The sequence below is a fragment of the Ornithinimicrobium pulveris genome (assembly GCF_050261105.1).
GTDB lineage: Bacteria > Actinomycetota > Actinomycetes > Actinomycetales > Dermatophilaceae > Ornithinicoccus.
The window spans coordinates 882,965-896,216 of record NZ_CP189837.1; the positions used below are offsets into that span (position 1 = coordinate 882,965).

The window sequence follows — 13,252 nt, forward strand, 5'->3', positions numbered from 1 at the left end:
ATGAGCACCGACGCTCCCCTCGTCAGCATCGTCACCGGCGGCGCCTCCGGCATCGGCCGCGCACTCGTCACCGAACTCGCCCTCCGCGGCGGCCGGGTCGTGGTGGCCGATCGCGACCAGGCGGGCGCACGGCATACCTCCTCGGTCCTCTCCGGTCTCGGGTATGCCGTGTCCCCAGCCGTCCTCGACGTCACCGACAGCGCGGCGCTGGGTGAGGTGGTGCGCGGGATCGCTGCGGAGGAGGGGCGGCTGGACCTGATGGTCAACAATGCCGGCATCGCGGTGGTGGGCGACGTGACCGACTTTGGGGAGGAGCACTGGCGGCGGGCCCTGGCGATCAACCAGGTGAGCGTGATCGAGGGCTCGCTCGCGGCGCTGAGCGTGATGCGCGAGCAGCCGACGAGGCCGATCGGGTGGGGCCGCTCCGCCGGTCGCGCCGTGCGGGGGCGGATCCTGAACACCGCCTCGCTGGCCGGGCTGATCATCGCGCCCCGGATGCTGCCCTATCTGACGACCAAGCACGCGGTCGTCGCCTTCAGCCGCGGACTGGCGCTGGAGGCCAAGGACCTGGGCGTGGGCGTGCATGTGCTCTGCCCCGATTTCACCGACACCCCGCTGCTGGACCAGACCGCAGAGTCGCCGGAGGGAGCGGAGAACTTTCGTGCCTCGGCCGGCACCATCCAGCGCACCCTCGGCACGCCGGCGGACGTCGCCCGGGCCGCGCTCGTCGGCATGGACCGGGAGCGGGTGCTGATCCCCGTGGGCCGGATGGCCCAGCTGCTGTGGCGGGTCGAGCGGGCCGCGCCGCGGGTCTTCGATGCCCTGTCGGTGCGCACCTATCGGTGACGTGTGCCCCGGTGCGGGATCGGTCACGTGATGGCGTGAGGTCCGGGATCGAGTCACGTGATGGCCTGAGGGAAGGGGCCGCGCCAGCGAGGCGTGTGGTGAAGGCAAGGTTGCTCACGCAATGCAACGCAATATCCACGACATGGCGTGAATAACCTTGTCTCACCGCGGTGAAGAGGCCCGTCAGCGGCGGCGGGCGGCTGAGGCGATGCCGGTGGCTGCACCGGCGGCCGACCAGCTGATCTCCCGAGCCCGACGGCGCACCTCGCCGGTCCACGGCTGGCGGTCGGGGACGAGGTCAAGCACCCGGGCCTGCCCACGCTGGTAGTCCGGGTCGCTCACGAGCGCTGCGGCGTCCCAGCCCTGGACGGCCGTGACCTGCGCTGGCGTCGCCAGGGGGGCGAAGCGTTCCAGCTGGGGCAGCACGCGCTCCTTCATCGCCTCCGGCATCAGCGTGAGCGCCGGGGTGTGGATGGCGGTCAGGAAGTCCAGTCCGTCGGCATAGCGGCGCGCGGGGGTGGTCTTCTCCGAGAGCGCTGACAGGAGCGGATCCTGGGCGGTTGGCATCCGGTCCAGCGCCCAGGCGATGCTGATCTCACAGCGCATCGGGGCGGCGCGGAGCAGTCCGCGCACCTCCGGGGACGTCAGGGCGCGCGAGATCTCCGAGGAACTCGGCGTCTGCCCATCCCACGCGCTGTCGATCAGGCCCTTGCGGAAGCACTTCACGCACGCACGGCACGGCCGACCAGGCAGGCCCCGCACGCAGGACTGCGGCTGGAGGTGGGCGCCCTCTTCCAGCATCATCCGGGCCGTCACCACCTCGCTCACCGACGCGAGAGGCAGCGCCAGTGGCAGTCCCACCGCCGCGAAGACGGGAGCCCATCGGCGCAGCGCTCGCCCTCCTGGGACGGACCGGTAGCCCGCCTTGGACAGGGAGTATGTCGCCTCCAGGATCACCCCGAGGGCCAGCGCCGACACCGGCCGTGTCGCCGCGGTCAGCACCGCCGGAGCCGCGTTGGACCAGTCCACCGGATAGCCCGCCGGACGGCGGACGAACTCCAGGTTGCTCCGCGACGCCCAGGCCGGTCGCCCGGCCCGCTCCACCGCCCGGACACTGGCCAACGCTGCCTCCGGTCGGTAGCGCGCTGGGCGCCACGAGCGACCACCTGCCCGCCGCAGGAAGCAGTGGATCGTGTCCTCCGGCAGCATCAGGGACGCGGCGCAGGAGTCCACCCCACCACTGAACGCCAGGGCCGTCACCGTGGAACCGGTCGGCACCTCCCGTGGAGCCAGATCCGCATCCACCGGACCGAGCTCGAAGCCCAGGTGCTCCGAGACCGCCCCGGCCAGCTCACGCGAGACGGGGGTGCTCAGGTCGAGGTGGGAATCGACATACGGGGCGACGACGAGCAGGCTCACCAGCGCGAGCAGGTCCGGGTGGAGGTCCTCGTGACCACCCACCCCGGGCGGGAGCTCGATGAAGACCTCGCGCGGACCACGCGGGTCCAGACCTGGGCGCGCCCGCGCCGCGGCGGTCAGCTCCGCCGGGGCCGGTTGCAGGTCCAGCAGGAGCCGTCCCGCCTCGCTGCGTTGATGGATGCGCATCGCGGCTACCCCAGCCCCTGCGCGTGGTCCATCAGCCGAGCCAGGCCGTCGTGTCCTGAGGCAGGCGGCCGTCCTCCAGCCGGCCGCTGGCGAGCAGTATCTCGGCGTCCTCGGGCAGCGCCACCGGCTCGTCGCCCAGGTTGGTGACCACCGTCAGCGGCGTCCCATCCTGGCGCGCGTTGACGAAGGCCAGCACCTGTTCACCCACCTCGACACCGCCCAGCTCGGTCAGCCAGGTCAGACCACCGACGCCCAGGTCGTGCTCGCGGCGCAGCCGCAGCATCGCCCGGTAGAGCTCCAGCGTCGACCCGGATACGCCGTCCTGGCGGTCCAGGGCGAGCGCGCCGTAGATCTCCGGCTGCGGCAGCCAGGTGTGCTCGCCGGGGCCGAACCCGTAGGACGGCGCGGCGGCCTCCCACGGCACCGGCACCCGGCACCCGTCGCGGCCGGTCTCGACCTCATCGGTGTCCTTGGTGCGCAGGTAGGCCGGGTCCTGACGGACGTCGTCGGGCAGGGCGGTGTGGTCGGGCAGCCCGAGCTCCTCACCGTTGTAGAGGTAGGCAGAGCCGGGCAGCGCGAGCATCAGCGCGGTCGCGGCCCGCGCCCGCTGCAGCCCCAGGACAGCGTTCGGCTGGTCGTCCTCGCGGCCGATCCCGTTGGGGCGCCGGGCGCCGATCGGCAGGCCGAGCCGGGAGGCGTGCCGGACGACATCGTGGTTGGACAGCACCCAGGTCGTCGGGGCGCCCACCTCGTCGGCAGCCTCCAGCGAGGCGTCGATGATCTCGCGCAGATCCGTGGGGCGCCAGGCGGTCTCGAGGAAGTGGAAGTTGAAGGCCTGGTGCATCTCGTCCGGTCGGACGTAGCGCATCGTGCGCCGCTGGGTGGGCAACCAGGCCTCGGCGCACAGGATCCGGTCCTGGGTGGGGTCGCCGTCGGGGTTGTAGGAGTCGAGGACCTTCCGCCAACCGCGATAGATCTCGTGCACGCCCTCCTGGTCCCACATCGGGCCCAGGTTGGCGTGGATGGCCTCAGCCTCGGCGGCACCGGCCATCACCGCGCGCTCGTCCCAGTCGGGCAGCTCGGGGTCCTTGACCAGCGAGTGGGCCACGTCCACGCGGAAGCCGTCCACGCCGCGGTCCAGCCAGAAGCGCAGGATCGAGTGGAACTCCTCGATCACCTCGGGGTGCTCCCAGTTCAGGTCGGGCTGCTTGTCGTCGAAGAGGTGGAGATACCACTGGCCGGGGCTGCCGTCGGCCTCGGTCACCCGGCTCCAGGCGCGGCCGCCGAAGATCGACTTCCAGTTGTTGGGCGGCTCGGCGCCGTCCTCGCCCCGCCCCTCGCGGAACAGGTAGCGCTCCCGCTCGGCCGAGCCGGGGCCGGCATCGAGGGCGGCCTGGAACCAGACGTGCTCGTCGCTGGTGTGGTTGGGCACCAGGTCGATGAGCACCCGGATGCCGAGCTCGTGGGCCCGCTCGAGGAGGGTGTCGGCGTCGGCCAGCGACCCGAAAAGGGGGTCGATGTCGCGGTAGTCCGCGACGTCATACCCGGCGTCGGCCATCGGCGAGACGTAGAACGGGTTGATCCAGATCGCGTCCACGCCCAGGTCGGCGAGGTAGGGCAGCCGGGAGGTGATCCCGGGCAGGTCACCCACCCCGTCGCCGTCGGCATCGGCGAAGCTGCGCGGGTAGACCTGGTAGATGACGGCGTGGCGCCACCAGGGGGCGTCGTGGGACTCGGGTGCGTGCGGGGTCACGAGTCCCGAGCGTATGTCGTGAGGCCGGGGGGTGTCCAAACCCGCGCCGCGGGTGTTGCTCGGGTGTGCGTCGGGAGGGTGAGTGGGGATAGTGCCCTACTCCTCGAAGGTGTTCACCATCGCGTGTGCTGCGTTGGCCATGTAGGCGCGCATCTGGTGCTCGTCCATGGGGGAGAGTCGATCCGCGATGGTGTCGATCGCGGCGTTCATGTGGAGCAGCCAGCGGTCGCGCTGGTCTGGGGTGACGGCATACGGGACATGGCGCATGCGGAGGCGAGGGTGACCGCGCGTCTCGGAGTAGGTGGTGGGGCCGCCCCAGTACTGCTCGAGGAAGAGGCGCAGGCGGTCCTGCGCCGGGCCAAGATCCTCCTCCGGGTAGAGGGCCTTGAGCGGTTCGTCCTGCGCGACGCCGCGGTAGAACTCCCGCACGAGCAGCGCGAAGGTCTCGTGCCCGCCGACGCGCTCGTAGAAGGTCTGCTGCGGGACGGTGCGATCGGGCTGGTGCTGGCTCACGCCTTCCAGTGTCTCAGGGTGCTGCAGTGGATCTCACGGCCAGGCGAGCGCCTCGACGGTGAAGCCGTCCTCCCAGCCCTGCGTCACGATCCGCAGATCCGGGAGCTGGGTAGCGGTGACCGGCCCGATCGAGATGTCGGTGCTGACGTGCTCGAGCGTCCAGGAGGACCACCAGCCGTCGTGCTGCAGGTCCACGTCGGTGAGCAGCTGGTCGCCCAGCAGGACCCGCATCCGGCCCTTGCCCTGGGTGGTCACGCGAAGTGAGTCGAGCCGGTCGCCCTCGATGCTCGGGAAGGTGACCACGCCGTCGTCGTCGACGGTGCCGGTACCGACCACCCTGGCTCCAGACTGCTCCAGGTCGTCCGCCTCGGTGACCGGACGCGCGTCACCCGCCGGAGGTGCATGGGTGAAATCGAAGTCCTCGTAGTCCACCGGGGCATAGGCGAGGGCCTGCACCTCGGGCGATCCCACCAGCGGTGGCAGGGTCAGCTGGGCGTCCTCGTCGAGGCGACCGGCGCTGCCGGGCATGGGGGACCAGTATGTCGTCCAGCCGAGGCCATCGACGACCGACCAGCTGTAGGTCAGGGGCGTGGCCCCAGCAGGAGTGAGCAGCATGCCGCCGACGATGTTCTGGCCGCCGCTGGCGAACAGCTCATCGTCGGTGGCCAACGCGACGACGGCGAGCTCGGTGGGGTCGCCGACGGTCTGGATCGTCCGCGGATACCCGTCCGCCGGGATCAGCCAGCGGCCCTCGAGTCGGTAACCTGCGGCATACTGGGGCGTGGTGGGGTCGTCCCCGGAGCCGTCCTCCGGGACGAAGGGCACGGGGGCAGCCAGCGCATCCTGATCGACGGCGCGCGCGTCGGTGACCTGGACCTGCCAGCCTGGCTTGGTCGGCGCGGAGACCTGGTGCGCGGTGACCATCAGCATGACCGTGCGCGTCTCTCCGGGCGGCGGGCGCACCGCGTCGGGCAGCGCGAAGGTGCGGTCGCGCCCCGGGATGCCGGGGGCCCACATACCCTCACGGAGCTGGGGGTCCTGCTGCCGCCACCACTGGCCGGACTCCTGGCCGACCGCCCGCAGCAGATCGCCGTCGTCGGTCAGGGTGACGCCGTCCACGATCGCGCCCATCGGGGTCCCTGCGGCGCTCCACAGCTGCACCTGCGAGTCGTGGCCGATCTCGATCGGGCGCACCGAGGCCGCGACGTCCCAGGTGATGAGCCCCGGATCCTCGTTGTCCTGATCGATGACGACCGCCCCCGGCTCGGCGGCGGGCGGCGGGCCGGGGTCCTCCCTGGTCACGAGTCTCGACTCAGTCTCGGTGTAGACCGCCAGGACAGCGGTGCCGCGCCCGGGCAGGTCGCCGGACCAGCTGACGGGCACCTCGGTGGCATCCACCACCGGGGCCAGGAACGGGGTGAGGCGGCTGACCTCGGGGATGCCCTCCCGTCCTGCGCAGGGGATGGTGGCCGCACCCTCAGGCAGGGTCAGGGTGAGCTCCGGGAGGTGCAGGCTGGGGTCCTCGACCGCCGGGAGATCGCACCACAGGATCGCCCAGCTCGCGGACGGGGCAGTGAAGGCGGCAGCCGACCGGGCACTGCTGAGATCGATGGGCTCGGAGGCGCTGCGGTAGTCGATCTCGATCGTGTCGCCCAGCCGCAGGCCGCCCACGCGGCTGGGTGGCTCGCCGTCGTCGCTGAGTTGCCAATCGCTGGCGACCAGGCCGGGCGTGGGTGGCGTAGTGGTGGTGTCGGGCGTGGTGTCTTCATCGGAGGCTCGGGTCAGGGCCCAGGCCGTCAGGGCGAGAGCGGCCCCAGCGGCGCCGGCGACTGCTGCCCGGCGGGTGCGCGCGGAGAGCCGGGGGCGCTGGGTGGCGTCCGGTGGTGGGGGCGTGGTGTCGTGCGCGGTGGCGGCATAGGTGGCCCCGCCGTCGTTGGATTCGTCGTCGCCCGCTGCGGCCAGGCCGTCGCCCGCTGCGGCCAGGCCGTCGTGCGCAGGCGCTGCCTCCACCTCGTCCCGAAAGAGCTCCAGCACCTCCTGAGTGCTCCTGGCATGCCGATCTCCGGCGGCCTGCAACGCATCGGAGAGTTGTTCTGTCCCCGGACCGCTGGTCAGCTGGGCGACCCAGCCGGTGCGGCGGCGGAGGGTGCGTGCGGTGCGCTCGGCGTCCCAGCCGTGCCCCAGGCTGAGCACGGCGGCAGCGCGTTCCACAGGAGACAGCGAGGCGAGCCGGTCGGCAGCATCGCCGGTCGGGCCGGTCACCAGATCCTCGCGGCGTCGGCGCTCCGTGCGGCTCCGTCGGCGGAAGTCGGTGATCAGCGCGGCACGTGCCCGCTCCTCCGCGTCAGGCCCCGCGAGTAAGGCCCCGGTTCGAAGGCGCGTCAGGGTGTGTCGCAGCAGGTCATCCGCGTCACCGCGCCGACCGGTCAGCATCGCGGCCATGCGGTGCAGCTCCGCCCCGTGGGCACGCAGGAAGGGCGCTGACGCGCTGCCCTGCGACCCGTTCGCTGCCACATCCGCATCGTGCCACCCCGGCTGCGGCCTGCTCACGCCCACGCGCTAGACCTCCCGGCGTGTCGTGCACTGTGCAGATCAGGTGTTGCGTGTCGGGGGTCTAGGCGCCGATCTCGCACAGCTGGATCTGCACATGAGGTGCGCACGCGCAGTTCACATGAGCGACTACTCCGCCGCGACCGCCCGGGCCAACCGCCGTGCGGAGCGCCAGGTGAACAACTCCTCCAACAACACCGAGCGGCCCTCGGGCCCGGCGAGCGGCACCCGCCAGTTGGGGTACTCCTCATCGGTGCCCGGCTGGTTGATCACCCGCTTGTCTCCTGCCAGATCGCTGATGCTCACCCCGATCAGCTTGGCCGGGGTCCTCGTCAGGAAGCTGTGCAGCGCCTCGACCTGCTCCGGCACACCGGCACCCTCGCGCAGCAGGCCACGCTGGCGCAGGTCGGCGAGCACCTCCTCGCGGGAGCGCTCGTCCTGTTCTTGCTCCTCCTCCAGGGAGAGCTCGAGCAGCCCGAGCCGGTGCCGCAGCTCGATGTGCACGCCTTCGAGATAGCCCGCGGTGGGTGGCAGATCGTGGGTGGTGACCGTGGCCAGGCACAGCTCGCGCCAGTCCTCGGGGTCGAGCAGGCCGCCGTCGCCTTCCCAATCGCGCTCGAACCACAGGATCGAGGTGCCCATCACCCCGCGCTCCTTCAGGTAGTCGCGCACCCACGGCTCGACGGTGCCCAGGTCCTCACCGACCACGACCGCGCCCGCGCGATGCGCCTCCAGCAGCAGGATGCCGATCATCGCCTCGTGGTCATAGCGCACGTAGGTGCCCTGGAAGGGCTTCATCCCCTGGGGGATCCACCACAGCCGGAAGAGCCCGATCACGTGGTCCACACGCAGCCCGCCGCTGTCGCGCAGCGCGGCGCGCACCATGTCCCGGTATGGCGTGTAGCCCAGGTCCGCGAGCTTGTCCGGGCGCCAGGGCGGCTGGCTCCAGTCCTGACCGAGCTGGTTGTACTGGTCAGCGGGGGCGCCCACCGTGACGCCGCGGGCCAGGGCGTCGCCCAGACCCCACGCGTCGGCGCCGTCGGGGTGCACGCCGACCGCGAGGTCGGAGATCACGCCCAGGGACATGCCGGTGTCCTTGAGGTCGCGCTGGACCCGAGCCAGCTGCTCGTCCAGCACCCACTGCAGCCAGGCGTGGAACTCGACCTCCTCAGCCATCTTCTCCCGGAAGGCCTCCACCTGCGGGGAACGCGGGTCGCGCAACTCCTCGGGCCACTGCTGCCACCAGGTGCCGTGCACCTGGCACAGCGCGCACCAGGTCGCGAAGTCCACCAGGCCCTGGCCCTCCCGCTCCACGAACGCCTGGAAGGCACGCTCGCGACGCAGCGAGCGGCGCTGGGTGAAGATCATCCGCAGCGCGGCTTCCTTGGCGATCCACACCTGGTCGCGCTCGAGGAACTCCAGGTCCAGATAGCGGCGGGCGTCATCGGAGTGCCACTCGATCAGTTGGCGCTCGGCAGCGGACAGGTAGGCGACCTCGGGCACGTCCTCGACCCTGATGTAGAGCGGGGAGACGAAGCGGCGGCTGGTCGGCAGGTAGGGGGAGGGCTCGATCGGGGGCACTGGCTCGGCTGCGTGCAGCGGGTTGACCAGCACGAAGTCGGCTCCGAGCCCAGCGGCCCAGGCGCCGGCGTCCCCGAGGTCGGCGAGGTCGCCGATGCCCCAAGACCCCTCGGAACGCATCGCGTAGAGCTGGGTCATCAGGCCCCAGCTCTGGCTGCCTTCGGCCTCCAGCGACTCAGGAAGCGCGATCGAGGCCGGGGTGACGACCAGAGGCGCGCGGCGCACATCCGAGCCCGCGCGCACCTCGACGGTGTGCCAGCCCAGCGGCAGCTCGGTGCCTAGGTCGAGCTGGATCCGGACGACCTCGACCCCGTCGATGGTCTTGGTCTGCCGGGCGACCGCGAGGGCGCCGAGGTCGGTGCGGCTGCCATCCTCCAGCTCGACGGTGGCGCTGAACGCGGTGCCGTCGGGCACGTGCACCGGCACATCGGGGCGCTTGCCCTCGACGGCGACCACGATCGGGGGCAGCACGCGCGACCATGGCTTGTCCTCGACGGCCGCGAGCGACTGCTCGATCTCTTCCTCCGAGCCCGCGGGGACGCCGAGCGCGGCGAGGACCGCGTCGACAGTCTCCACTGGCACTTGCGTGTGGCGACCCTGCCAGTCCCAGAACTCGGTGGCCACGCCGTGGGCGGCGGCCAGTTCGGTCAGGCGGGGGGACAGTGCGGTCACGGGGCGCTCTTTCGGGATCTTCGGGTGGTGGGGCGTGCCCCATTTTGACAGGTTGCGCGGCGTGGTCCCGCCAGCCGCCCGGGCGAGCCGGGACAATGGCCCGTATGCCGACGCTCCCCGCCCCCTTCACGTCCTGGGACTCGACGGCGCAGTGGCTGCTCGGACCCCCGCTGCGCATCGTGCTGATCCTGCTCGGTGCCCTGGTCCTGCGCTGGCTTGTGCACCGCGGCATCCGCACCGTGGTCGGGACCGCGGTGGACCGTGCCGATGTGCATGAGCGCAATAGCATCGAGCGGGTCCTGGACCGGGCTGCGGGCGACAACCGGGAGCGCCGTCGGCAGCGGGCGCTGACGATGGGCACGGTGCTCCGCAGCGTCTCGACCTTCGTGATCGCCGCGGTGACCATCCTGACCGTGATGGCCGAGCTCGGGCTCCCCTTGGGGCCGCTGCTGACGTCGGCCGGGATCGGCGGCCTGGCGGTGGGCTTCGGTGCTCAGACGCTGGTCAAGGACTTCCTGTCCGGCATCTTCATGATCATCGAGGACCAGTACGGCGTGGGTGACGTCGTGGACACCGGCGAGGCCATCGGAACGGTCGAGGAGGTCACCCTCCGCGTGACGCGGCTGCGAGACGCCGACGGGGTGGTCTGGTTCATCCGCAATGGCGAGATCGTCCGGATCGGCAACCGCAGCCAGGGCTGGGCGATGGCCACCATCGACATCCCGGTGTCCGCCGAGGAGGACCCCAACACGGTGATCTCGCTGCTCGGGGAGGTGCTCGCCGATGTCGCCGCCGACGAGCGGTGGAGCGAGAGCCTGGTCGAGCCACCCTCCGTCGCGGGCGTCGAGTCGGTCATCGGCGGCACGATGACCATCCGGGCCTTCGCCAAGACGCGCCCCGGCGACCAGTTCGGCATCGCTCGTGCCGTCCGCGAGCGCGCCCTGCGCTCCTTCGAGGAGCACGGCGTCCGTGGACCGCAGGCCACGCCCTACTTCGGCCCCCAGATCTGAGGCCTCAGGGCGCCCGGCGATCGGCGTGTCGGCGGGATGAGGTGCGGCATCGTCGCCGGTGCCCACCGATCTGGACACCGGCGAAGACCGCAAACCCTCAGGCCTGGGCGTCGACCGCCTGCGCCTTGAGCGCTCGGGCCACACCGTCCCGGTTCTCGGCGACGGTGCGGCGCAGCGCGTTGGAGACGTCCGGGTGGGTGTCCAGCCACTCCTGGGTGGCGGCCAGCAGCTCGGGCGAGGCCACGGCCAGGGGGTAGAAGCCCACCGCCAACGACTCGGCGATGTGGTGCGTCCGCCGGCCCCACACGTCCTCGATCACCTCGTGGTAGCGGGCGACATAGGGCGTGAGCAGCTCCGCGTCGTGCACCCAGCCGAAGCCGAGCGCCATCGCGGCCAGCACCGAGTTGGACAGGCTCTCGTCCTCGAAGGCCGCGGTCCACGCCGCCTCCTTGGCCTCCGGGGTGGGCAGCGCGGCCCGGGCACGAGCCGCCTTCTCCCGACCGGTCGCGGTGCGGTCCCGCTCCTGCTCGGCGGCGATCTCGTCCTCGCCCAGTGCACCAGCGGTGGCCAGCGAGTTCACCAGCGTCCACCGCATGTCTTGGTCCAGCGACATGCCCTTGAGCGACGTCTCCTCCTCGAGCAGCGAGCGCACCCGCTCCACGTCCTGCGGAGAGTGGGCGACGGCGGCCCAGGCGGTGACCAGCTGGAGCTGGGCGTCGCTGCCGGCCTCGGCGGACTCGGCGCTCGTCCGCAGCCCCTCGGCCAGCTCGGCCAGGACACCCTCGCGGTGCGCCGGGGCGGTGAAGGTGCGGGCAGCCGTGGTGACCTGCTGGATGAGGACGCGCAGCAGCGTGGAGTCGGTCTCGCCCGGCAGCGCGGACAGCACCAGCCGGACGTAGTCGGTGGCCGCCATCTCGCCATCCCGGGTCATGTCCCACGCGGCACCGAGCACCAGCGCGCGGGGCAGCGACTCCTCGAAGGCCCGGATGTGCTCCAGCGCGGTGGCCAACGACCCCTCGTCGAGCCGGATCTTGGCGTAGGCCAGGTCGTCGTCGTTGACCAGCAGCAGCGAGGGCATCGGCTCACCGACCAGCTCGGGCACTTCGGTGCGTTCGCCGGTCACGTCCAGCTCGACCCGCTTCACCCGGCGCAGCGCGCCGTCGACCAGGTCGTAGCAGCCCACTGCGAGCCGGTGCGGACGCAGGGTCGGGTGCTCCTCCGGAGCGGTCTGCACGATGCTCAGCGCGCTGATCCGCCCGTCATCATCGACCTCGACCTCGGGCGCGAGAGTGTTGACGCCGGCCGTCTCCAGCCACACCGTCGACCACTCCTGCAGGTCGCGGCCGCTGGTCTCCTCCAGCTCCACGAGCAGATCGGACAGCGTGGTGTTGCCCCAGGCGTGCTTGCGGAAATAGGCGCGCAGCCCGTCCCGGAAGGGGTCGCGGCCGACATAGGCCACCAGCTGCTTGAGCACCGAGGCGCCCTTGGCGTAGGTGATGCCGTCGAAGTTCACCTCGACCGCGGCCAGATCCACCATGTCGGCGGCCACCGGGTGGGTCGAGGAGAGCTGGTCCTGCTTGTAGGCCCAGGCCTTCTCGGCGGTGCCGAAGGTGGTCCACGCGTCGGTCCAGTGCGTGGCCTCCGCCTGGCAGGCCGTCGAGCTCCACTCGGCGAAGGACTCGTTCAGCCAGAGGTCGTCCCACCACTTCATGGTCACGAGGTCGCCGAACCACATATGCGCCAGTTCGTGCAGGATCGTCAGCGCCCGACGCTCCACGATCGCCTCGGTCACCTTGGACCGGAAGATGTAGTTCTCCACGATGGTCACGCACCCGGCGTTCTCCATCGCGCCCATGTTGTACTCCGGCGTGAAGATCTGGTCGTACTTGGTGAACGGGTACTCCTGGTCGAACTCCTCCTCGAAGAAGGCGAAGCCGCGCTTGGTGACGTCCAGGATGTTGTCGGCGTCCAGGTGGGGGCGCAGGCTCTTGCGGCAGAACACCCCCAGCGGCACCTCGCCCTTGCGCGTGCTCACCGAGTCGCGCACCACGTCATACGGGCCGGCGACCAGCGCGGTGATGTAGGAGGAGATCCGGGGCGTCGCGGGGAACTCCCAGCGCGCCACCTCGCCGCCGTCGACGTTGGCGGCGTCCGGCGCCTCGGTGGGCTCCGGGGTGGGCTCGTTGGAGATCACCTGCCAGTGGGCGGGCGCCGTCACCGTGAAGGCGAAGGTCGCCTTGAGGTCGGGCTGCTCGAAGACCGCGAACATCCGCCGGCTGTCCGGCACCTCGAACTGGGTGTAGAGGTAGACCTCGCCGTCGGCCGGGTCGACGAACCGGTGCAGGCCCTCGCCGGTGTTCATGTAAGCACCGGTGGCCTCGACCACCAGCTCGTTCTGCTCGGCCAGCTCGGGCAGCGTGACCCGGCCCTCGGCATACACCTCGGCGGGGTCGAGCTCGCGCCCGTTGAGCACGACCTTCTCGACCGAGGGGCCGACGAAGTCGATCCACGTCGGCTCGCCGGGGCGGGAGCAGCTGAACCGCACGCGGCTGCGGGTCGCGAAGGTCTGCGCCCCCTGCGTCAGGTCGAGCTCGACCTCGTAGGAGTCGGTGGCGATGATCTCGGACCGCTGAGTCGCTTCGTCGCGGGTCAGGTTGGTGCCGGGCATGGGCAGGTGCCTCCAGGTCGGTCGGGTGAGCGTCGGGCAAACAGATTCAGGGTA

General features: G+C 71.3%; 8 protein-coding genes. 2 read left to right on the forward strand and 6 right to left on the reverse strand.

All coding sequences use genetic code 11. The features are described 5' to 3' along the window. A complete protein-coding gene (locus ACQBAT_RS04095; RefSeq protein ID WP_420746710.1) occupies positions 1-846 on the forward strand; it encodes an SDR family NAD(P)-dependent oxidoreductase in 846 nt (281 codons plus the stop codon). 183 nt (positions 847-1,029) lie between these two features. Here the strand turns inward: ACQBAT_RS04095 and ACQBAT_RS04100 are convergent, their stop codons facing one another. From ACQBAT_RS04100 to malQ, 5 genes are all read right to left on the reverse strand, one after another. Beyond that, entirely contained in the window at positions 1,030-2,451 is a 1,422-nt protein-coding gene (locus ACQBAT_RS04100) for a DUF6395 domain-containing protein (RefSeq protein ID WP_420746711.1), read from the reverse strand. A 31-nt stretch (positions 2,452-2,482) separates the two neighbouring features. Further along, a complete protein-coding gene (locus ACQBAT_RS04105; RefSeq protein WP_420746712.1) occupies positions 2,483-4,204 on the reverse strand; it encodes a glycoside hydrolase family 13 protein in 1,722 nt (573 codons plus the stop codon). A gap of 96 nt (positions 4,205-4,300) precedes the next feature. Further along, positions 4,301-4,717, reverse strand: coding sequence for a globin (locus ACQBAT_RS04110; RefSeq protein WP_420746713.1), 417 nt, complete (start codon positions 4,715-4,717; stop codon positions 4,301-4,303). Positions 4,718-4,750: 33 nt separating this feature from the next. Next, on the reverse strand, positions 4,751-7,231 hold the full coding sequence (locus tag ACQBAT_RS04115; RefSeq protein ID WP_420746714.1) for a hypothetical protein: 2,481 nt from the start codon (positions 7,229-7,231) through the stop codon (positions 4,751-4,753). Between the two features lie 165 nt (positions 7,232-7,396). Continuing rightward, positions 7,397-9,520: a 4-alpha-glucanotransferase gene (malQ, locus tag ACQBAT_RS04120; protein ID WP_420746715.1), complete on the reverse strand. Its 2,124-nt coding sequence runs from the start codon at positions 9,518-9,520 to the stop codon at positions 7,397-7,399. A gap of 104 nt (positions 9,521-9,624) precedes the next feature. Here malQ and ACQBAT_RS04125 point away from each other — a divergent pair, with 104 nt between their 5' ends. Then, positions 9,625-10,530, forward strand: coding sequence for a mechanosensitive ion channel family protein (locus tag ACQBAT_RS04125; protein WP_420746716.1), 906 nt, complete (start codon positions 9,625-9,627; stop codon positions 10,528-10,530). Positions 10,531-10,627: 97 nt separating this feature from the next. On the opposite strand, the gene pepN is transcribed toward ACQBAT_RS04125, so the two are convergent. Continuing rightward, positions 10,628-13,198 (reverse strand): aminopeptidase N, encoded by a 2,571-nt coding sequence (gene pepN, locus ACQBAT_RS04130; RefSeq protein ID WP_420746717.1) that lies wholly within the window; start codon positions 13,196-13,198, stop codon positions 10,628-10,630. Positions 13,199-13,252: the final 54 nt, after the last annotated feature.

Excerpts from the sequence above, each read along its gene's own strand:
- ACQBAT_RS04100 (WP_420746711.1), bottom strand. The coding sequence starts at position 2,451 with ATGCGCATCCATCAACGCAGCGAGGCGGGACGGCTCCTGCTGGACCTG.
- ACQBAT_RS04095 (WP_420746710.1), top strand. The coding sequence starts at position 1 with ATGAGCACCGACGCTCCCCTCGTCAGCATCGTCACCGGCGGCGCCTCC.
- pepN (WP_420746717.1), bottom strand. The coding sequence starts at position 13,198 with ATGCCCGGCACCAACCTGACCCGCGACGAAGCGACTCAGCGGTCCGAG.
- ACQBAT_RS04125 (WP_420746716.1), top strand. The coding sequence starts at position 9,625 with ATGCCGACGCTCCCCGCCCCCTTCACGTCCTGGGACTCGACGGCGCAG.